This is a genomic window from Dickeya poaceiphila (assembly GCF_007858975.2).
Lineage (GTDB): Bacteria > Pseudomonadota > Gammaproteobacteria > Enterobacterales > Enterobacteriaceae > Dickeya > Dickeya poaceiphila.
In genome coordinates, this window is sequence record NZ_CP042220.2 from 398,939 (window position 1) to 420,180 (window position 21,242).

The 21,242-nt window shown below is 52.0% G+C and carries 15 protein-coding genes; 6 read left to right on the forward strand and 9 right to left on the reverse strand.

Going from position 1 to position 21,242, the window contains the following annotated elements; translation table 11 throughout:
• Window positions 1-103: 103 nt before the first annotated feature.
• From Dpoa569_RS01735 to malQ, 3 genes are read left to right on the forward strand one after another with little or no spacing between them, the layout of a single operon-like run.
• The gene (locus tag Dpoa569_RS01735) at window positions 104-862 is read left to right on the forward strand and encodes a DeoR/GlpR family transcriptional regulator (protein ID WP_042874104.1); all 759 of its coding nucleotides are present in this window, start codon (window positions 104-106) and stop codon (window positions 860-862) included.
• Between the two features lie 45 nt (window positions 863-907).
• Window positions 908-3,325 (forward strand): maltodextrin phosphorylase, encoded by a 2,418-nt coding sequence (gene malP / locus Dpoa569_RS01740; RefSeq protein ID WP_042873206.1) that lies wholly within the window; start codon window positions 908-910, stop codon window positions 3,323-3,325.
• Between the two features lie 12 nt (window positions 3,326-3,337).
• Window positions 3,338-5,476 (forward strand): 4-alpha-glucanotransferase, encoded by a 2,139-nt coding sequence (malQ, locus tag Dpoa569_RS01745; RefSeq protein ID WP_042873205.1) that lies wholly within the window; start codon window positions 3,338-3,340, stop codon window positions 5,474-5,476.
• Between the two features lie 168 nt (window positions 5,477-5,644).
• On the opposite strand, the gene nfuA is transcribed toward malQ, so the two are convergent.
• Together nfuA and gntX are read right to left on the reverse strand one after the other, a co-directional pair.
• Complete coding sequence (gene nfuA / locus Dpoa569_RS01750) at window positions 5,645-6,220, reverse strand: Fe-S biogenesis protein NfuA (RefSeq protein WP_042873204.1); 576 nt, start codon at window positions 6,218-6,220, stop codon at window positions 5,645-5,647.
• Between the two features lie 56 nt (window positions 6,221-6,276).
• Window positions 6,277-6,996, reverse strand: a complete 720-nt coding sequence (gene gntX, locus Dpoa569_RS01755) for a DNA utilization protein GntX (RefSeq protein ID WP_146410989.1) — start codon at window positions 6,994-6,996, stop codon at window positions 6,277-6,279.
• Window positions 6,997-7,076: 80 nt separating this feature from the next.
• On the opposite strand from gntX, the gene bioH reads away from it, so the two are divergent.
• Entirely contained in the window at window positions 7,077-7,850 is a 774-nt protein-coding gene (bioH, locus tag Dpoa569_RS01760) for a pimeloyl-ACP methyl ester esterase BioH (protein WP_042873203.1), read from the forward strand.
• A gap of 151 nt (window positions 7,851-8,001) precedes the next feature.
• Here the strand turns inward: bioH and Dpoa569_RS01765 are convergent, their stop codons facing one another.
• From Dpoa569_RS01765 to greB, 6 genes are all read right to left on the reverse strand, one after another.
• Window positions 8,002-8,760: a class I SAM-dependent methyltransferase gene (locus tag Dpoa569_RS01765; RefSeq protein WP_042873202.1), complete on the reverse strand. Its 759-nt coding sequence runs from the start codon at window positions 8,758-8,760 to the stop codon at window positions 8,002-8,004.
• Window positions 8,761-9,960: an MFS transporter gene (locus Dpoa569_RS01770; RefSeq protein ID WP_227983109.1), complete on the reverse strand. Its 1,200-nt coding sequence runs from the start codon at window positions 9,958-9,960 to the stop codon at window positions 8,761-8,763. It abuts the gene before it with no gap.
• Window positions 9,957-11,006 carry a HesA/MoeB/ThiF family protein gene (locus Dpoa569_RS01775; protein ID WP_042873199.1) on the reverse strand — a complete coding sequence of 350 codons (1,050 nt, stop codon included), beginning with the start codon at window positions 11,004-11,006 and terminating at the stop codon, window positions 9,957-9,959. The genes Dpoa569_RS01770 and Dpoa569_RS01775 overlap by 4 nt, the downstream gene beginning before the upstream one ends.
• 933 nt (window positions 11,007-11,939) lie before the next feature.
• Window positions 11,940-14,276: a Tex family protein gene (locus tag Dpoa569_RS01780; protein ID WP_042873196.1), complete on the reverse strand. Its 2,337-nt coding sequence runs from the start codon at window positions 14,274-14,276 to the stop codon at window positions 11,940-11,942.
• Window positions 14,277-14,444: 168 nt separating this feature from the next.
• A complete protein-coding gene (locus Dpoa569_RS01785; protein ID WP_042873194.1) occupies window positions 14,445-16,439 on the reverse strand; it encodes an LTA synthase family protein in 1,995 nt (664 codons plus the stop codon).
• 137 nt (window positions 16,440-16,576) lie between these two features.
• On the reverse strand, window positions 16,577-17,059 hold the full coding sequence (gene greB, locus Dpoa569_RS01790; RefSeq protein WP_042873193.1) for a transcription elongation factor GreB: 483 nt from the start codon (window positions 17,057-17,059) through the stop codon (window positions 16,577-16,579).
• 277 nt (window positions 17,060-17,336) lie between these two features.
• On the opposite strand from greB, the gene ompR reads away from it, so the two are divergent.
• Together ompR and envZ are read left to right on the forward strand one after the other, a co-directional pair.
• Complete coding sequence (gene ompR, locus Dpoa569_RS01795; protein WP_146410992.1) at window positions 17,337-18,056, forward strand: osmolarity response regulator transcription factor OmpR; 720 nt, start codon at window positions 17,337-17,339, stop codon at window positions 18,054-18,056.
• The gene (envZ, locus tag Dpoa569_RS01800; protein ID WP_050569509.1) at window positions 18,053-19,423 is read left to right on the forward strand and encodes a two-component system sensor histidine kinase EnvZ; all 1,371 of its coding nucleotides are present in this window, start codon (window positions 18,053-18,055) and stop codon (window positions 19,421-19,423) included. Before ompR ends, envZ begins: the two co-directional genes overlap by 4 nt.
• Before the next feature lie 140 nt (window positions 19,424-19,563).
• Here the strand turns inward: envZ and pckA are convergent, their stop codons facing one another.
• Window positions 19,564-21,183 carry a phosphoenolpyruvate carboxykinase (ATP) gene (gene pckA, locus Dpoa569_RS01805; RefSeq protein ID WP_042873191.1) on the reverse strand — a complete coding sequence of 540 codons (1,620 nt, stop codon included), beginning with the start codon at window positions 21,181-21,183 and terminating at the stop codon, window positions 19,564-19,566.
• Window positions 21,184-21,242: the final 59 nt, after the last annotated feature.

Sequence of the window (21,242 nt, forward strand, 5' to 3'; positions counted from 1 at the left end):
TCGTACTGTTTATCGCAGCGCAACTGGCGTGCGTATTGTTACCCAGTGCGGCGGTGTTTTAGTTGGCCGACATGACGGCATGTCGGCGTTTGAGGGGACCAAGGTGAAGCAAACTCAGCGGCACGACGCCATTATCGATCTGGTGCGTCGGCAGGGATACGTTAGTACCGAAGAACTGGTGGAGCATTTTGCCGTCAGCCCGCAGACCATTCGCCGCGACCTGAATGATCTGGCGGAACAGAACAAGATTCATCGTCATCATGGTGGAGCGGCGTTGCCGTCCAGTTCAGTGAATACGGCCTATCATGATCGTAAAATGATGTGGTCTGATGAAAAAGCCAGGATTGCGAGGCAGGTCGCCAGCCAGATTCCAGATGGTGCTACGCTTTTTATTGATATTGGTACGACACCGGAAGCCGTGGCCCACGCGCTAATGAACCATAAGGATTTGCGGGTAGTCACTAACAACCTAAATGTGGCAACGTTACTGACCGCCAAAGAAGATTTTCGCCTGATTCTGGCCGGCGGCGAGGTGCGCAGTCGGGACGGCGGCATCATGGGCGAGGCAACGCTCGATTTTATTTCCCAGTTCCGGCTTGATTTCGGCATCCTTGGAATCAGCGGTATTGATATGGATGGTTCGTTGTTGGAGTTTGACTACCATGAAGTTCGCACCAAACGCGCTATCATCGAAAATTCCCGTTGCGTGATGCTGGTGACGGACCATTCGAAATTTGGCCGTAACGCTATGGTTAATTTGGGCAATATGGATTTGATCGACTATCTTTTTACCGATCAGTTACCGCCCCCCAGTGTGCTGAAAATAATTGAACAACATAAGGTACAGTTGGAGTTGTGCTGATCCCGACGTGCCTTTTTCCATCACTGACAAGAGGAGAGAGGCACGATGTCCCCCTTATTCAATCGCTCCCAGTTTAGCGCTGCTCTGCAGCGTCAGTTGCAGGCGTGTGCTAAACCGTCTTTGCAGGCGTTGTCGCTGCGCCAGTGCTGGCAACTGGTGAGCGCCGCGCTGACGGAGCAACTGGATGGGTTGACGTCTGCCAAACCATCCTTGTCTGATGCATCACCTGTGGCGTCGCGGCATGTTAATTATCTGTCGATGGAATTTCTGCCTGGTCGCCTGACTGGCAACAACCTGCTCAATCTGGGGTGGTACGACGCGGTGGCGGAGGTGCTGGCGCAGCACGGTCTGGCGTTGAGCGATGTGCTGGAGCAGGAAACTGACCCGGCGCTTGGCAACGGTGGGCTGGGAAGGCTGGCCTCCTGCTATCTGGACGCCATGGCGACGGTCGGCCAGCCGGCGATTGGCTACGGTCTGCATTATCAATACGGTTTGTTCCGCCAGCATTTTGACGCTGGTTTCCAGCGCGAAGCTCCGGATGACTGGTTGCGCGACGTTTACCCCTGGGCACGTCCCCGCCCGGAACTGGCGGTAGAAGTCGGTTTCGGCGGTGAGTTGGTCACCCAGCCGGATGGCAGCGAGCGTTGGATACCGGATCAGGTCGTCATCGGTGAAGCGACTGATATCCCGGTGATGGGTTATCACAACGGTCGGGTGCAACCGCTGCGATTGTGGCAAGCCACCCATAGCGAGCCGTTTGATCTTGAGCAGTTCAACGCTGGCCATTACCTGAAAGCCGAACAGCAGGGAATTTCTGCCGCCAGCCTGACCAAGGTACTCTACCCGAATGACAATCATGCAGCAGGCAAAAAACTGCGCCTGATGCAGCAGTATTTTCAGTGTGCCTGCTCAGTCGCGGACATCTTCCGGCGGCATGAGCGTGCAGGGCGACCGTTGGAGACGTTGCCCGATTATGAAGTGGTGCAGCTGAACGATACTCACCCGACGCTGGCGATTCCTGAAACCCTGCGTCTGTTGCTGGATGAGCATGAATGGTCGTGGGAACAAGCCTGGCAGTTTACCGGGCGTTTGTTCGCCTATACCAACCATACCCTGATGCCGGAAGCGCTGGAGTGCTGGGACGAACGGCTGTTTGGCCGGTTGTTGCCGCGCCATCTGTCGATTATTAAAACCATCAATGAGCACCTGCGCCAGCAGGTGGACGCGCGCTGGCCGGGGGATAGGCACGTTTGGGCGCGGCTGGCGGTGGTGCATCGCCGTCAGGTGAGAATGGCGAATTTGTGCGTGGTGGCCTGTTTTGCGGTTAACGGGGTGGCGCAGATGCACTCTGAACTGGTGGTGCGCGACCTGTTTACGGAATATCACCAGTTGTGGCCGACGAAGTTTCACAATGTGACCAACGGCATTACGCCGCGCCGTTGGCTGAAACAGTGCAATCCGGCGCTGTCTGCGCTGATAGACGAGACGCTGAAGACCGAGTGGGGCAACCGGCTGACGCTGCTGGACGGCCTGGTGCCCTACGCGCAGGACAGTGCCTTCCGCTCGCGTTATCGCCAAATCAAGCAGGATAACAAAACCCAGCTGGCACAATTTTTACGGCGTGAATACGGCATGATTGTTGACCCGACCGCGCTGTTTGATGTGCAAATCAAGCGGTTGCACGAATACAAACGGCAGCACCTGAATCTGCTGCACATTTTATCGCTGTATAAGCAATTGCTTGCTAACCCTGGATTGGATATCGTGCCGCGCCTTTTTCTGTTTGGCGCCAAAGCCGCGCCGGGGTATGTACTGGCGAAAAATATTATTTACGCCATTAACTGCGTGGCGGAGCATATCAACCGCGACAAGCGGGTGAATGATCGCCTGCGCGTGGTTTTCTTGCCGGATTACCGTGTTTCGCTGGCTGAGCGGATTATTCCGGCTGCCGATGTGTCGGAGCAGATTTCCACCGCAGGTAAGGAAGCGTCGGGTACCGGAAACATGAAGCTGGCATTGAATGGCGCGTTGACGGTAGGCACGCTGGATGGCGCCAATGTGGAGATGGCGCAGGAAGTGGGTGCCGAGAATCTGTTCATCTTCGGGCATACTGTCGGGCAGGTAAAAACATTGCTTGCCGATGGTTATGAACCTGCTCGCTATATTGCCGCCAATCCATTATTAAAGGACATTCTTGATGAACTGGCGGATGGGACATTCAGCAATGGGGATAAAACGGCGTTCGCGCCCTTGCTCGATAGCCTGCTAAAACTGGGTGACCCCTATCTGGTACTGGCTGATTTCGCCCCTTACTGCCAGGCTCAACAGCGTGTTGATGCGTTGTATCGTGAACCTGATGAATGGACGCGTCGCTGCATTCTGAATACTGCCCGTATGGGTATGTTCAGTGCTGATCGGGCAATTCATGATTATCAGCAACGCATCTGGACGATGCGTGATTAAGGAATCAATACCATGGCGTTGAGAGCAAAAAAATCTGTCCCCCACTGTCCAGGGATCGCTGATACCTATAAAGATGCTTACGGTAATGAACAGGTTGTAGACAACGAAACCCGCCAGGCACTGCAACAACTGCTTGATGTCACGGAGCCGACAACGGCGCCATTGCCTTCGGTGTACGTGCTCCGTCAGGGGCAGCAGAATAGGTTGCCCCTGCGTGATGAGGGCGACTATATCTGGACGCTCACCTATGAAAAAGGCGGCATTATCGAAGGGCGTTCACATGGTCAGGCGGCGCTGGCGTTGCCGGATAACCTGCCGCCTGGCTACCACCAACTGGTACTGACGCAGGGGGAGCAGCAGTGGTCTTGCCGGGTAATTGTGGCGCCGGCGCGGTGTTATGAGCCAGAACCGTTGACACAAGGAAGGCGTTGGTGGGGCGTCATGGTGCAGCTTTATACCCTGCGTTCGTCAGACAACTGGGGGATCGGCGATTTCGGCGACTTAAAAACGCTGGTGGAACAAGTGGCGCGTCGGGGCGGTGCGTTTGTCGGCCTGAACCCACTACATGCGCTGTATCCGGCGGAGCCGGAGGCCGCCAGCCCGTATAGTCCGTCATCGCGCAACTGGCTGAATATCGTCTATATCGATGTGAATCAAGTGGATGATTTTCATCAGAGCGATGCCGCTTGCGAGTGGTGGCAACAAGATGACGTTCAACGGCGATTAACCGCTGCCCGCGCCAGCCGATGGGTGGATTATAGCGCCGTCACCAGCCTGAAACTGACGGCTCTACGTCTGGCGTTTAACCACTTTACTCGCCGCAATGTACTGGACCCACGTAAAACGGCCTTTCAGCATTTCCTGAAAACCCATGATGAAAGCCTGTTGCAGCAGGCAACCTATGACGCATTGCAGGCGTGGATGAAACAGCAGGATGAAGCGGCTGCCGACTGGTTGCAGTGGCCGCAGGAATACCACGATGCGCGCAGTGAGGCCACGTTGCGATTCCGGCAGGAACATGCCGACGATGTGCAGTTTTATTGCTGGCTACAGTGGCTGGCGCATGAACAACTGGCGGACTGTTTTTCCCTCAGTAAACAACTGGGTATGCCGATTGGTTTGTATCGAGATTTGGCGGTCGGCGTCGCAAAGGGCGGCGTGGATACCTGGGGTGATCAGCAATTGCATTGCATGTCGGTGACGATTGGTGCGCCGCCTGATCCGCTGGGGCCGAGCGGGCAAAACTGGAACCTGACGCCGATGCACCCGACACTGTTGCGCCAGCGCGGCTATCAGCCTTTTATCGAGCTGTTGCGCAGTAATATGGCGCACAGCGGCGCGTTGCGTATCGACCATGTGATGGGCTTGCTGCGTCTGTGGTGGATTCTGAATGGCCGCACGGCTAACCACGGTGCCTACGTGTTGTATCCGGTGGATGACCTGTTGGGAATACTGGCGCTGGAAAGCCATCGCCATCGTTGTCTGGTGATCGGCGAAGATCTGGGAACTGTGCCGGAGGAGATCATCAACAAACTGCGCGACAACAGTGTTTATTCTTATAAGGTACTGTTTTTTGAAAAAGATCAGCACGATCATTTTCGCGCTCCTGATGAGTATCCACCCCGTTCAATGGCTACCATCACCACTCATGACCTGGCAACGCTGCGTGGTTACTGGCAGGGCGTTGATCTGACGCTGGGCAAGGATCTTGGGTTGTATTCCACGGATGCGTTGCTACAGCAGCAACACATCGCACGTGAGCGCGCCAAGCAGGGGCTGCTTGATGCTCTGCATGAACAAGGATTGCTTCCGCAGCGGGTCGGGCGCAATGCGGCATTGACCAGCATGAGCGCTCAGCTTAATCGTGGTGTGCAACGCTATCTGGCGGACAGCGCCAGCGCACTGTTGGGGTTGCAGCTTGAAGACTGGCTGGACATGTCTACACCGGTGAATGTGCCGGGTACTCATCAGGAATATCCCAACTGGCGGCGTAAACTGAGTCGTCCGCTGGATTCCATTTTCACTGATCGTTATCTGGAGCGGCTGATTCGGGATATCGATTTGCGCCGCGGTGGACCGGTGCCATCGAGAACCTCAAAAGCGGGCAACATCGCTGCTGACGACAAATCACAAGAGACGAAAAAAACCTGAGTGTCAGGTGGTGTACGTCGTTGGAAGAAACAACGAGCGGTCAGGTAACTGACCGCTCGTGATGAAGTAAAAACAGGCCGACAACATCGTTAGACGGTAACATCGTCAGAATCGTATCCTGTTATCAACGAGATCCTGTTATATCAACGGTATCCGGTTAATATCCGGTTAATAGTAAGAGTGCTCGCCGCGCTGGTGTTCGGTCAGGTCACGTACCCCTTTCAGCTCAGGGAATTTCTGCAACAACTCTTTTTCAATGCCTTCCTTCAGGGTGTAATCCACCATGGAGCAGCCGTTGCAGCCGCCGCCGAATTGCAGAATGGCGTAACCTTCCTCGGTGATTTCCATCAGCGATACGCGACCGCCATGACCAGCCAGTTGCGGGTTGATCTGGGATTGCAGTACGTACTCAACCCGTTCCATCAGCGGAGCATCATCGCCGACTTTGCGCATTTTGGCGTTCGGCGCCTTTAAGGTCAGTTGGGAACCCAACTGATCGGTCACGAAGTCGATTTCGGCGTCTTCCAGATACGGCGCGCTGAGTTCATCCACATAGGCGGACAGCTTTTCAAACTTCAGCTCGGTATCGTTCGGCTCGACGGCATCGGGCGGGCAGTAGGACACGCCGCACTCGGCGTTCGGTGTACCAGGATTGATGACGAAGACACGAATCTGGGTGCCTTCTTCCTGTTTTGCCAGCAGCTTGGCAAAGTGCTCCTGAGCAGCGTCGGTAATACGAATCATAATGTTAACTCAATAGTTGACTACGCCAGTTGGTTATAATACGCCCATCAAGACGGTTACGACAAGGTGCGACATACACACCACACCTGAACCTGCCGCGCACCAGCGTTGAGCAGCATCCGGCTGATCTCCGCCGCCGTGCTGCCGGTGGTCACGACATCATCCAGCAATACTAACCGTTTACCGACAACCTGTTGGCTGGCGACATCGTGTCGGCACCGGAATGCGCCGCGCAGGTTACGGCGACGGGAGCGCGCCCCCAGCGTCTGTTGGGGCGCGGTATAACGTACGCGGATCAACACATCAGGATGATAGGCGCAACCCAGCCAGTGCGCCAACTGGCGCGCGAGCAGGTCGGTTTGATTGAACCCTCTGCGCCAATGGCGCTGTCGATGCAGCGGAACGGTGATGATGGCGTCAGGACGGGGATACGCGTCGGGCAGTGTCAGCGCAGTATCCCGACGGCGTAGCAGCCATTGCAGTAGTACCAGTCGCGCCAGCGCCGGGGTCAGTTCGGTGCGTCCCTGAAATTTGAGCCGTTTGATGAGGGTGGTCAGCGGTGGCCGGTAGTCGCTGACGAACAGCAACGACTGCCATGGCGGCGGCTGTTGCAGGCAGCGTCCGCACGGCAGAACGTTGGATGCCGAAGGCAGTCCGCAGCGTGGGCAGCAGGTGACCGGCAGCGGCAGATGACGGCGGCAGTGACTGCATATCCCGTGATGACTATGATAGAGCGGCTGCTGGCAGAGCCAGCACTGTGCCATGATCGTCAACATCGTCTCTTTCCCTGAGCAATCAGGCATTACCAGCGGCATGGCCTGAATCATTCCACTTCTGACGGAGGACACTATAACTCATGGGATCACTGCACTGGCAAACTGAAGGGGAAGGCAGATGTGAACTTGTGATGCTGCACGGCTGGGGAATGAATTCGCAGGTGTGGAACAGCATCGTCGTGCAGCTTGCCCCGCATTTTCGGCTGCACCGGGTGGATTTGCCAGGTTATGGTCAGAGTCAGGCATTTGGGTCGATGCCGCTGATCGACATGGTGCAGCAGGTGCTGGCGCAGGCGCCAGAGCGGGCGGTGTGGTTAGGCTGGTCGCTGGGGGGGCTGGTGGCCAGCCAGGCGGCGCTGAGTGCGCCGGAGCGGGTCAGCGCGCTGATCACACTGGCGTCGTCACCGTGTTTTGAGGAACGTGATGGCTGGCCGGGCATTCGTCCACAAGTGTTGTCCGGTTTTCAGCGTTTGCTGAGTGATGATTTCTTCGGCACTATCGAGCGATTTCTGGCATTGCAGACACTGGGGACGGAAAGCGCCAGAAAAGATGCGCGTGCGTTGAAGCTGGCGTTGTCGGGCCAGCCATCGCCTTCCACCGAGGTGCTGACCGCCGGGCTGGGGATTTTGCGCGATACCGACCTGCGCGAGCCGCTTCGCACGCTCACCATGCCGTTCCTGCGGCTGTACGGCGCACTGGACGGGTTAGTGCCGCGCAAAGTCGCCGCACTGATGGATGAGCAGTATCCGCACTCCACTTCGGTGGTGATACCGAAAGCCGCCCACGCGCCGTTTATCTCTCATCCGGAGATGTTTGTGGAGCAGGTGGTGGGGTTTGTGGGGGAAAACCTATAGAGAGTATACGCAGGCGGGTATGTAAAAGGTGAACGGTGCCTCTTTGTTGTAGGGTAAGGGGCAGGTTGTACAAAAAATAGTTACGGATATGCTATTTGCATAAGGTTATGAAAATTACCTTTTAAAAATGAATAGTATATCTTATTGGCTTTTATATAGTGGCAACAAAATACTCAATAAATCCATGCTTTCGTCTAGTTTCAGGTGACGCGGCTCTTTCATGTGTAATCAAATCGTCAATGTCATGTGAAAGAAATACATCTTTATAAAGGTTTGGGTAAGCATTAATAATAAATTCTTTATATTTTTCATTTTTGTCCACATCCTTTTTGGCTATAAATAGTCCACGTCCATCAAAGAAGACTTTTTTACTAGGTAAAGCATTAGCCAGCTCTTCCAGATCGCAATCAAGATGTTCCTCATCACCGTGTTGAATAATATGATAAGAAGCACTGCTTTCCTTATAATTTGGAATTCCTATAATCAGGTTTTTCTTCGCGACTCGTGCCATTTCTGTCAAAATATTGAACTGTTCTTCTTTACTGTAATGCTCAATCATTCCAATAGAAAACACGCAATCTATGCTGTTATCGTCAAAGGGAAGTGAGAACGCATTTCCTTTTAAAATTACAGCATTTGAATTTAACTGTTTCTTAAGAAATTGCGAGTATTCAATAGCCATGTCATCATAATCTAACCCATAAGATATGACATTATCATATTTGCTTAAGTAATGAATAGAGAGTGAGCCGCCACAACCGACCTCAAGGTAGCTATTATTATTCATTGTGGCTATTTTTTCACAAAATAGCTTTTGTGCATAAACTTTCACAGCTGCAAAATCATCTATTGAATATCCATTTTTAATGTTTTCTTTGAAAATTTCAAATTGTTTTTCTAAATAATTCATTTACATGCTCTCCTCTGTGATGACGATAGATGAATTCCCCTTTCCTAATTTCATAAGCAACGATGAGATAGAGGCAAGGACAGTTAAACCGACTAAAACCGAAGTTAAACACAGCCATCCGTATCGTTGAGTCAGCAGCACGACTCCTGGCATTAAAACCAAAATAACTAATTTAGATAGTGAAGATAGCAGTGAATCAAATGTTGATCTCAGTTCAGATGAAATCAGAGAATGGTAATGAGCTCTGAGAGACATAGTTAGTGTCTGGTTTGCACCGAACATAATAACCAATGAAACAGGAATAAGAAGATTGTATTGCAATAATCCTAATAAGCAGATTATATTGGAGAGCCATAACAGTATCATGCTATAAAAATAAAGTTTTGCATTGCTTTTTACGTTGGAGCTGATCCAACCTGAAATTGATTGAGCAAGTAATATGAATAGAAATAAAAAACCATAAAAGGTATCGTTGGGAGAATAGAATGTCAAACTGTCACTGACGAAAGGCTGCCAATATTGTAGGATTATCTGGAAGTAGACCATATTGGCCGCTAAAGCAATAAATATAAGATGAAGTGAAGAAGATTTGTTATTGATAACATTATGGATTTTTTTTAAGTCCTCCCAAATAGAGGATTTTTCAAGTCTTTTCCTCACTACCGGTTTAGGTAAGGACCATGCCAGAGCCATGACAATAAGCAGGCACCCTGAGCCAGCTAGAATCCACACTAGTCTATCATTGTATGAAGAAAGATAGGAACCCAAAAGCGCGCTGAAAGCCATAAATAAATACTGGTACTTGTTGTTTTTTCCAAGAATCTTATGAATTTCTTCTTTTTCATTATCCTGAGTATTGTCTATGAGATATGAAAAATAGACTCCACCAAATATACTTAACGAGAAAGAGTTGAATACTTCGGCTAAATAAAATATGGCTTTACTTTCGGCTATTCCTGTTATAATCAACCACAACCCACCAAAGATAACCGATAAAATCAACATGTACTTGCGGCTGATTTTATCGGCTAAATATGATGAAGGAATATCAAGCATAAAAAATATCACGGATTGCATAGTTTTCATGAATGCAATATCGATTAAGCTAATTCCATGATTTAATAGATAGATAGCAGACGTTGCACCTATGAGCATTCTGAATGAATTAAATAATACATTGAATAAAATGATTTTTTTCATAGGCGAGAACATACTAAGCACCTCTCGTTTTTGGGAATCAATTGCTCTTCAATTTTAATAGTTGAGGAATGTATTCCTATTCTTTTGTTTTTACTTAAAATTTCACCAAAGCCACCTAAAAACTTAATGATATCGCCAAATGCATACGAAGCTGCTACGCCATTCACTCCGGGAAACGTTGCAGCTTTGAAATCACTATTAATTATTTTTAAATAATCACTTAAACTATCTTTTTGCGTATAATCTGGTGTGATTTCTGCACATTTAAAACAGGAGGTTACCCTGGGGATAAAAAATGGTCCGACTACGGAGATGTCATTAATATAACCTACATTGATATAAGGCTGATTATGCGCGACACAATATGAATTTACCCAATCCATTAAGCTAAAAGGATTGTCAGCGGAAATAATAAAGATGTCTGATTTTGGTATTTTATATAAATCATCTTCAGAAGTTATAGTACTTTCAATTATATCTATAGCAACATCATTTCGTCGTTTTAAAATCTCACGCTTCAATACCTCTGTCTTCGAATTTCCAACGTCTCCCTCTGTAAACAGGACCTGGCGAGTGAGGTTACTTAACTCGACTTTATCATTGTCTACTAATGTTATTTTCCCAATACCAGATGTTGCTAATAGATAGGATAGATGATTACCTATCCCTCCACATCCAATAAGGGTGACAGAAGAATTCTGGATTTTTTTCTGAACGTCTTTGGAGTTAGCACCCATATAATTATAGTATAGGCTATTTCGGCTATACCTTTCATTGCTGTTGAAGGCATTATTTTCCATTAAACTATTGTTATCGAAAAGAAATTGAATACATTTCTCGATCTCAGAAATCGGTATTTCAGGGAAATTTTTCTTTGCTTTTTCAAGGAAGCTATTTGAATCTGTCGGAGTTTTCCAGAAACTTGCTATTTTGACGATGTTTTCAAAGTCTACTCTATCGTTAAAAATTATCTGTTTAGAGCCTACACCGAAGACTCCTCCTTTTTTATAACGCCCGACTTGAATATATTTACCAGTGTAAAGCATATGTTAAAGTTCCATTTAATGAAAGAGAAAGACGGGGAGGACCTTCCCCGTCGATTTGGAGTGCAATTAGTTGCTGGATACGCTAATCATTATATCCTCCTTAATATTTATTTAATTAACGAACACTATCGTTTGGTCCTGTTTTCATTTAATGAGTTTTTCTTCTTTTTTTCAATAGTAAATGTTGAGTACTTTTTCTTGTTTCTTTTATGAAAATATTTCAAGTTGTAAAATTGATTGTTTTATTTTTTAATTTTCTGTGTGTTATATTTAATTTGCACCGTCATTGAACAAAAAAATAAACAAAAAACAATAATAATGTCGCTTTACGACAATGGCGATTGTAATTATTTTAAACATTTTCCCTGAGAAAACATCAGTTTCCCTATAAGATTGAGATTAGCAATGCTTGTGGAGTTAAGACTCCAAACATAGTTTATAATTTATAAAAATTTGATTTTTACAGAGGAAAAAAGTGCCACATTATATTAAATGGACTTTCTCACTGGGAGGTTTTTTTTTGATGAGAATAAAGTTGCCTTGGCATGTTACACATAACTTTGCATACGCGCTGTAATGCTGTCTTACTGCGGAAGACATAGAGAACAATAGTTACTTGAGATATGTCGATCGGATAGGCAATCAACATGTTCTGCTTGTAAGAGGCAGATCAATTGGGGGACATTCCAGCTTGTATGCCATGACGGATGATCCTTGCCGTGTCAGAGAGTACGGATGTTCATCAGGACTCACGAAGCCGGATATATGTGTGTGACTACGTTGTCAGAAAAAATCAGCCCGTGCTTGCGTCGGGTCGGTGTCCATATAAGTTATTTAGCATAAGCACATCATTCAGGCATGACTCGCCAGTCACTGCATCTAATTTTTAAATACAGGGTTCAGACTGGATAGCCTGAACCCCGACAAGAGCTATCACTGTTTCTTAAACGCCGCTGCCAGTGCGTCACTCATGGCGCTGTTGCCAGCCGGGTTACTGGTCTGGCGTGGGCGTGCCTTGTTGCCCGCCTGCGACGATGGTCGGGAGGCATTCGCGTTGTCACGCTCGCGTCCGCCGCTGCGACGGCTATTGCCCTCACCCGGCTGTTCGTCCAGTCGCAGGGTCAGCGCGATGCGCTTACGTTGCAGGTCCACCTCCAGCACTTTCACCTTAACGATGTCGCCGGCTTTCACCACCTGATGCGGGTCTTCCACGAAGCGATCCGACAAGGAAGAGATGTGCACCAGCCCGTCCTGATGTACGCCGATATCCACAAACGCGCCGAAATTGGTGACGTTGGTGACGGCACCTTCCAGAATCATGCCCGGCATCAGGTCGTTCAGGGTTTCCACCCCATCGGCGAAGCTGGCGGTTTTGAATTCCGGTCGCGGGTCGCGCCCCGGTTTTTCCAGCTCTTTGATGATGTCGGTGACGGTCGGCACTCCGAAGCGATCGTCGGTAAAGTTGGCTGGCTTTAGCGTACGCAGCGCGCTGGCGTTGCCCATCAGATCCTGCAGTTTTTGCTCGGTGGCGGCCAGAATGCGTTCCACTACAGGATAGGCTTCCGGGTGGACGGTAGAGGCATCAAGCGGATTATCGCCGTGGTTGATGCGCAGGAAGCCGGCGCACTGCTCAAAGGCTTTCGGACCGAGACGGCTGACTTTCAGCAGCTGTTCGCGGTTGTTGAAGCGGCCATTTTCGTCACGCCAACTGACGATATTCTGCGCCATCAACCGGGTGAGGCCCGCCACACGGGTGAGCAACGGCACCGAGGCGGTGTTGAGGTCAACGCCGACGGCGTTCACACAGTCTTCCACCACGGCGTCCAGCTTCTTCGCCAGTTGGGTCTGGCTGACGTCATGCTGGTACTGGCCGACGCCGATGGATTTCGGGTCGATCTTAACCAGTTCCGACAGCGGGTCTTGCAGGCGACGGGCGATAGACACCGCGCCGCGCAGCGATACGTCCAGATCCGGGAATTCCAGCGCTGCCAGTTCGGAGGCGGAGTATACCGACGCGCCTGCTTCACTGACGATCACCTTCTGCGCTTTTACTTCCGGGAACTGCTTCTGGGTATCAAGGAAGAAACGCTCGGTTTCACGCGATGCGGTGCCGTTGCCGATGGCGACCAGCTCTACCTGATGCTTGATGCATAACGCGGCGACGATGGCGGCGGCTTTGGCGGCCTGACCGGTGTGCGGATAGATGGTATCGGTCGCTACCAGTTTGCCGGTGGCGTCCACCACCGCTACTTTCACGCCGGTGCGCAGACCGGGGTCCAGCCCCATGGTGGCGCGCATACCGGCAGGCGCTGCCATCAACAGGTCATGCAGGTTGCGGGCAAACACGTTGATGGCCTCGTCTTCGGCTTTTTCACGCACGCTGCTCATCAGCTCAGTTTCCAGATGCAGCAGCACCTTGATGCGCCAGGTCCAGTTCACGACTGCACGCCGCCAGTTGTCCGCCGGGGCATTGCCGAGCCGTAATCCCAGATGTTCGACGATGATGTGCTCGCAGTGGCTCTCTTTGGGCGGTTCGTCAAACTGTGGGTCGGCGTTAAGCGCCAGTTGCAGCACGCCTTCGTTACGGCCACGGAACATCGCCAATGCCCGGTGCGACGGCACCTGCGACAGCGGTTCGTGGTGGTCGAAGTAGTCGCGGAATTTTGCGCCTTCTTCCTCTTTGCCTTCTACCACGCGTGATACCAGATGAGCGTTTTTCCACAGATAATCGCGTACCTTGCCCAGCAGCACGGCGTCTTCGGCAAAGCGCTCCATCAGAATATAGCGAGCACCATCCAGCGCGGCTTTAACGTCGGCCACGCCGTTATCGGCATTGACGTAAGCTTCGGCAACGAGTTCCGGGGGTTGAGCGGGGTCGTTCCACAGGCTGTCCGCCAGCGGCTCCAGTCCGGCTTCGATGGCGATTTGCCCACGGGTGCGGCGTTTGGGTTTGTAAGGCAGGTAGAGGTCTTCCAGCTCGGTTTTGCTGAGCGTCGCGTTAATGGAGGCTGCCAGTGCGTCGGTCAGTTTGCCCTGTTCCTCAATTGATTTGAGGATGGTCTGGCGGCGTTCTTCCAGTTCGCGCAGGTAGGACAGACGGCTTTCCAACTGACGCAGTTGGGTGTCATCCAGCCCACCGGTGACTTCCTTACGGTAGCGGGCGATAAACGGGACCGTGTTGCCCTCGTCCAGCAGTTGAATAGCCGCACTGACTTGTTCGGCTCGTGCCTGCAATTCGCTGGCAATAATCTGGCTTAATGCGTTGGTCATAGTGTTATCAACAAGATAGTGTTATTAGCGAGATAATGAACATTGAAAGGATAAATGACTGGGAGACAGTTATACGGATTGACGGCGCAAAATGCCAGTCAGACAAACGAGGAAAGGCCGCCCGGTGGGGGAGTAACGATGCCTGTATCAACAGGCATCGTGTGATGGCTAATCCCCGGTGAAGCCTTGTTCGCGGGCATTGATTTGCCAGTACAACAAGGCGGGATAGGCAGTGGTTCGTTGTTGTTGCTCTGTATTAACGGGGTGTGCGGTGGTTTGTGTGAGCATCGGGTTGGCCGGGTCCCACGGATAGCGTGCGCTACTGCCGATAGGCATCGCGCCCTGCTCATCTATCCACAGTGCCTGATTGTAGCCAAATGCGCGCGTTGTATCGTCCTGTTCTGCCAGCATATTGCGCCCACCGAGTGCGTAATAGGGCGTATCGGAGAGGCTGTAGGCATAGAGCGTTGGAAAGATATCCTTGTGCGAGCCGGGGCGGGATGGGTCAAAACGCCAGGTGGTTTGCGCCAGAATGGTTTTGGGCACGTACAGATAGAAGGGAACCGCACGATCAAGGAACTGCTCGTGCGGATACTGGGCCTTCAGACGGCGCATCTGGTGGTCGCCGGTCGCTGCGATCAGCGTTGATTCGCCGATGGGTGATGATTTCACCGCCGTAATAAATGCACCCAGCGCATTGGTGGCGTATTGGTAGGTGGCGGCGATGGACTCTTGTTCCTGTGGCGTCACTTCAGCATGAGCCATCATCTCTGGCCCGGCATGTACGGGGTGCGGGTGATAGCTGGCAGGGACCTGATAAGGCGGATGATTGGTGATGGTAAGAATACTGATAAATAGCGGCTGTTGTGCTTCTGCCAGCAAACGTTGCGCCAGCCGAAACGCGAATTCATCCGGCACGCCCCAGTCGGTCAGCATGGCGCGTGACTCCGGGTAACGCTCCATCAGTGAACTTTGATCGTAGATTTCATCCACGCCGAGCCGGGGCAGGTAGTTGCCGAGGTTGCGCCACATGCGGCTGCCGGAGGTGATGAAAATCACTTTGTAGCCCGCTTTTTTGTAGGTGGCGTAGGGTGTGTCGTCCAGCTTTTTGTATTGTGCGGACGAGTGGCTGAGATTCTGGATGGGGCTTTGGAAAAACAGCGCTGCAAACGACGGCGCGGTACCGTTGCCTTCTGAGACGAAACGGCGGAACACAAAGTCCGAAGCAAAATGCGGCCTCAGCGCGCCCAGCATATCGTTATCCGGCAGATGGTCGTACACCAGCATATTACTTCCCATGCTTTCCATTAGTGCCATCACTACGTTGGGATGGTGCGCTGCCAGCCAGGGGTTAACCGGGGTACGGCCTTCCAGTGTTGTCAGGCCGGTTTGGGCACGCAGCTGGTCCCCCGCGGTACGCGTCACCGGTTTGAAGCTGATGTCTTCGTCTCTGTCACCCAGCGCCCACGCTGAAGCCATCAGGCCATTGGGCGTCAGTTTGTTCAGAATAGTGACGCTAGAGATTTGAGAGTCGTTGCGCCGTAGCGGGAAGGTGCTGAGGCTGCCGCGGATCATGGCGAAGAACAGCAGCAGGCTGATGAACAGATAAACGATAAAGGTCTGACGAGAGAGCAAACGGGGCTGACGAACCGACAGCAGTGTGTGTCTGCTAAGCCAGCCTGCCAGCCCGGCAAACAACAATACCAGCAGTAGTGAAACCACAACCGGATAATCCTGCCAGATGGTTGCCAGCACGGCGGACGGGCCATCGTCAATCAGCCCGAAAGCGAAGATATCGATATAGGTGTGATAGGTCTGGTAATAGAAGTAGTTGATGATAGCGATGATGCTCACCAGAAAGGCGCAACCGCCCACATACCAGGGAGCGATGCGCTGCAGCCAGCGCCAGCCGCTGCGATGCAGGCTCATCAATAAACCAATGACCAGCAGCGGCGCCAGTATGATGGAGACGGCGCGTAAATCGTAACGCAACCCGGTTAGCCACATCAGTTTCACAGCAAAAGCCTGATCTTGTAATTGCTGTTTGTCGGCAAATACCGAAAACATGGTCAGACGGGCGCCGGACAACAATAGACTCAGGAGTAAAATCTGACACCATAGTGCCTTCAAAAGGGCGCGAGCGTGCTGTTGGTACTTATCCATTTTATTCTTGGTTCTGGAGGTGTTATCAGTACCGGAATGCTACGGGGTTATTTCAGAAAAATCTTAGTATTGTGTCAGGAAGATGAAAGAAAATATGAACGGCAGACTGGCTCTACCGTTCTGTATGGCGGGGTGAGTCAGTTAATCGGGTGGTGATAGTCGATTTTATTGACGTACCAGACTTTGGGACCGGCGGGAGTACTGACCACCACTTCCTCGTCCACTGCTTTTTTCAGCAGGGCGCGCGCCATAGGTGCGTCAATGGAGATGTAATCTTTGCGGCCATAGATTTCGTCTGGCCCGACGATACGAAAGCGCTTAACATCACCGTCTTCGTTTTCCACCTCCACCCAGGCGCCGAAAAACACCTTGCCGTCCTGTTGAGGGGAGTAATCCACTACGCGCACGACTTGCAGGCGTTTACGCAGATAGCGCACCCGACGGTCGATTTCACGCAACAGACGCTTGTTGTAAAGGTAATCGGCGTTTTCGCTGCGATCACCCAGGCTGGCGGCCCAGGCTACTTTTTCCGTGATTTCCGGGCGGCGTTCCTTCCACAGATAGTTCAGTTCCTGGTTCAGGGCTTCATAGCCTTCGCGGGTGATCAGATCGGTTTTCATACGCTTTTCTGAAATGTGAAGATCATAAAATCGTTATAATCGTTGGCGGTGGGATAACATAGAGGATAAATCATAAATCGTCATTTGCGGTGTGGTTTGCGGCGCTTTGTCGCGGGAACGGCTTGATTACAACGTATTTTTATATCCTTTGTAACAATTTTGCCTAGAATATATACCAGAAACGACTGTCAGTTCGTTACTGGTTTCTGAACAATATTAGATTGAGTTTCGTAATGAAGCCAAGCGCTGGCGGCTATCACGTCTTTGGAGAAGAGAAATGCAAGAGAATTATAAAATTCTGGTTGTGGATGACGATATGTGCCTGCGAGCGTTGTTGGAGCGCTACCTGACTGAACAGGGGTTCCAGGTGCGCAGTGTCGCCAACGCCGAACAGATGGATCGCCTGTTAACTCGTGAGTCTTTCCATCTGATGGTACTGGATCTGATGTTGCCGGGTGAAGATGGTTTGTCTATCTGTCGTCGTCTGCGTAGTCAGAGCAACCCGATGCCGATCATCATGGTGACGGCGAAAGGTGAAGAAGTGGACAGGATTGTCGGTCTGGAAATCGGTGCGGATGATTATATTCCTAAACCGTTTAACCCACGTGAGCTGCTGGCCCGTATTCGCGCTGTTCTGCGCCGTCAGGCCAATGAATTGCCCGGTGCGCCGTCGCAGGAAGAGGCCATCATCGCTTTCGGCAAGTTCAAACTGAACCTGGGGACACGCGAAATGTTCCGCGACGACGAACCCATGCCGTTGACCAGCGGCGAGTTTGCGGTACTCAAGGCGCTGGTGAGCCATCCTCGTGAGCCATTGTCCCGCGATAAATTGATGAATCTGGCCCGTGGCCGCGAGTACAGCGCCATGGAGCGTTCCATCGATGTGCAGATTTCTCGTCTGCGCCGCATGGTCGAGGAAGATCCGGCACATCCGCGTTATATCCAGACAGTATGGGGGCTGGGTTACGTCTTTGTGCCAGACGGCAGTAAAGCATGATTCGATGGCGCTTCTCCCCGCGCAGCGCCTTCGCCCGTACGCTGTTGCTGATAGTTACTCTGCTGTTTGTCAGCCTTGTCACCACCTATCTGGTGGTGCTTAATTTTGCGATTCTGCCCAGCCTGCAACAGTTCAATAAGGTTCTGGCCTATGAGGTCAGAATGTTGATGACAGACAAGCTGCAACTGGAAGATGGTTCCACGCTGGACGTGCCCCCCGCGTTCCGGCGTGAGATTTATCGTGAGCTGGGCATTTCGCTATATACCAACGCGGCTGCGGAGGAGAGCGGGCTGCGCTGGGCGCAGCATTATAAGTTTCTGAGTCAGCAGATGGCGCAGCAACTGGGGGGGCCAACCGAAGTACGGGTAGAAGTGAGCAAGAATACTCCGGTGGTGTGGTTGAAAACCTGGTTGTCGCCGGATATCTGGGTGCGGGTGCCGCTCACGGAAATTCATCAGGGCGACTTCTCGCCGCTGTTTCGTTATACGCTGGCTATCATGTTGCTGGTCATCGGCGGTGCGTGGTTGTTTATCCGGGTGCAGAACCGGCCACTGGTCGATCTGGAACATGCTGCCATTCAGGTAGGTAAAGGTATTATTCCCGCGCCGTTGCGTGAATACGGTGCGTCGGAGGTCCGGTCAGTCACGCGTGCGTTTAATCAGATGGCATCCGGGGTCAAGCTATTGGCGGATGACCGTACGTTGCTGATGGCTGGCGTCAGCCATGATTTGCGCACGCCGCTGACTCGTATTCGTCTGGCGACAGAGATGATGAGCCAGGAGGACGACTATCTGGCGGAGTCTATCAATAAGGATATCGAAGAGTGTAACGCCATTATTGGCCAGTTTATCGACTACCTGCGTACCGGACAGGAAATGCAGATGGAGGTGGCCGATCTCAATACGATTCTGGGAGAAGTGGTAGCGTCGGAAAGCGGTTACGAGCGTGAAATTGATAGCGAGCTTGCCCGTGGCGAGTTGCTCATGAAAGTCAGCCCATTGTCCATCAAACGGGCAGTGGCAAATCTGGTCGTGAACGCTGCCCGTTACGGCAATGGCTGGATTCGCGTCAGCAGTGGTCGGGAATTGCAGCGTGCCTGGTTTCAGGTAGAGGATGACGGTCCTGGTATCGATCCCTCTCAGCTCATGCACTTGTTTCAGCCGTTTGTGCGCGGTGACAGCGCCCGCAGTACCAGCGGTACCGGGTTAGGGTTGGCGATTGTGCAGCGTATCATTGACGCACACGACGGATCGCTGGATGTGGGGACCAGTGAGCGCGGCGGATTGCGCGTGCGTGCTTATCTGCCGCTGGCGTTCCCGAATCACTCTGGCGGCACGTCGATACGGGCGCGTGATGTTAATCGCTGAGGAGCCGGTTCGATAAACGACAGTGTGTTAAGACACCATTCTGTTTCGCAAAACAATAAAAAAGGCGCGATTTCGCGCCTTTTGGCTGCCAGCACGCCACCGGGTGACCGGCGGCGGTACTTTGCTTAATGTGCCTTTGCTTATAATGCCGGACCAGCTGAAACCAGTGCTGCACCGGCAGGCGTATCAGTGTATTTGTCGAAGTTGGTGACAAAGCGCTGCGCCAGATCGCGCGCTTTCTCTTCCCACTGCGCCTCAGAAGCGTAGGTGTCACGCGGATCCAAAATCGCCGGATCCACACCCGGTAGCGCGGTCGGGATCGACAAATTGAAGATCGGCAGTGTCTGAGTTTCGGCATCGTCGATGCTGCCACTGAGGATCGCGTCGATAATGCCGCGCGTATCCTTGATGGAGATGCGTTTGCCGGTGCCGTTCCAACCAGTGTTGACCAGATAGGCTTTAGCGCCTGCCGCCTGCATACGTTTCACCAGCACTTCGGCGTACTGCGTCGGGTGCAGCGTCAGGAACGCCGCGCCAAAGCAGGCGGAGAAGGTTGGCGTTGGTTCAGTCACGCCGCGCTCGGTTCCGGCCAGTTTGGCGGTGAAACCAGACAGGAAATGATACTGCGTCTGGCTCGCTGTCAGGCGGGACACCGGTGGCAGTACGCCGAAGGCGTCGGCGGTCAGGAAAATGACCTTGGTAGCGTGCCCGGCTTTGGAAGCCGGCTTAACGATGTTATCGATGTGATAGATAGGGTAAGACACGCGGGTATTTTCGGTTTTGGAACCGTCGCTGAAATCCACACGGCCATCAGCCAGTACGGTCACGTTTTCCAGCAGCGCATCGCGGCGGATGGCGTGATAAATATCCGGCTCTGCCTCAGCAGATAGATTGATGGTTTTCGCGTAGCAGCCGCCTTCAAAGTTGAACACGCCGTCGTGATCCCAGCCGTGTTCGTCGTCGCCGATCAACTGGCGTTTCGGGTCGGTAGACAGCGTGGTTTTGCCGGTGCCGGACAGGCCGAAGAATACCGCCACGTCACCTTTCTCGCCCACGTTGGCCGAGCAATGCATCGACGCGATACCTTTGAGCGGCAGCAGGTAGTTCATGATGGAGAACAACCCTTTCTTCATCTCGCCGCCGTACCAGGTGCCGCCGATGAGCTGGATGCGCTCTGTCAGGTTGAACGCGACGAAGTTTTCCGAATTCAGCCCTTGTTCCTGCCATTGCGGGTTGGTGCATTTCGCGCCGTTCATCACGATGAAGTCTGGCTCAAAATCCTGCAACTCTGCATCGCTGGGGCGGATAAACATGTTTTTCACGAAGTGAGCCTGCCAGGCGACTTCGGTAATGAAGCGGACTTTCAGGCGAGTGTCGGCGTTGGCACCACAGAAAGCATCAACGACAAACACGCGTTTGCCCGATAACTGGCTGGTGACCAGCTGTTTCAGGTGTTGCCAGGTTTCCTGGCTGAGCGGATGGTTGTCGTTTTTGCCTTTGCCCTGATCTGACCACCAGACGGTGTCGCGGGTCACATCGTCACGAACGATATATTTATCTTTCGGAGAACGACCAGTGAAAATGCCGGTATCAACGGCTACAGCACCCAATTGAGTTTGGATACCGCGTTCGTAGCCTTGCAGGGTGGGGGATGTTTCTTCGGTAAAAAGTAAATCGTAGCTTGGATTGTAGACAATTTCGCGGACATCATGAATACCATAAGCCGTCAGTGCTTCTGGCGTAATGCCTTTTATCTGCATGTTGCTACTCCTGGAACGTTATAGTTGTACCCGTGGTAAGTCTAGACGGGAAGCTTATT

Bases quoted from the DNA above. Each gene is read 5' to 3' on its own strand.
- bioH (WP_042873203.1), top strand. From the start codon at position 7,077: ATGGGATCACTGCACTGGCAAACTGAAGGGGAAGGCAGATGTGAACTT.
- Dpoa569_RS01770 (WP_227983109.1), bottom strand. From the start codon at position 9,960: ATGAAAAAAATCATTTTATTCAATGTATTATTTAATTCATTCAGAATG.
- Dpoa569_RS01780 (WP_042873196.1), bottom strand. From the start codon at position 14,276: ATGACCAACGCATTAAGCCAGATTATTGCCAGCGAATTGCAGGCACGA.
- ompR (WP_146410992.1), top strand. From the start codon at position 17,337: ATGCAAGAGAATTATAAAATTCTGGTTGTGGATGACGATATGTGCCTG.
- pckA (WP_042873191.1), bottom strand. From the start codon at position 21,183: ATGCAGATAAAAGGCATTACGCCAGAAGCACTGACGGCTTATGGTATT.
- Dpoa569_RS01785 (WP_042873194.1), bottom strand. From the start codon at position 16,439: ATGGATAAGTACCAACAGCACGCTCGCGCCCTTTTGAAGGCACTATGG.
- nfuA (WP_042873204.1), bottom strand. From the start codon at position 6,220: ATGATTCGTATTACCGACGCTGCTCAGGAGCACTTTGCCAAGCTGCTG.
- envZ (WP_050569509.1), top strand. From the start codon at position 18,053: ATGATTCGATGGCGCTTCTCCCCGCGCAGCGCCTTCGCCCGTACGCTG.
- Dpoa569_RS01765 (WP_042873202.1), bottom strand. From the start codon at position 8,760: ATGAATTATTTAGAAAAACAATTTGAAATTTTCAAAGAAAACATTAAA.
- Dpoa569_RS01775 (WP_042873199.1), bottom strand. From the start codon at position 11,006: ATGCTTTACACTGGTAAATATATTCAAGTCGGGCGTTATAAAAAAGGA.
- greB (WP_042873193.1), bottom strand. From the start codon at position 17,059: ATGAAAACCGATCTGATCACCCGCGAAGGCTATGAAGCCCTGAACCAG.
- malQ (WP_042873205.1), top strand. From the start codon at position 3,338: ATGGCGTTGAGAGCAAAAAAATCTGTCCCCCACTGTCCAGGGATCGCT.
- gntX (WP_146410989.1), bottom strand. From the start codon at position 6,996: ATGTTGACGATCATGGCACAGTGCTGGCTCTGCCAGCAGCCGCTCTAT.
- malP (WP_042873206.1), top strand. From the start codon at position 908: ATGTCCCCCTTATTCAATCGCTCCCAGTTTAGCGCTGCTCTGCAGCGT.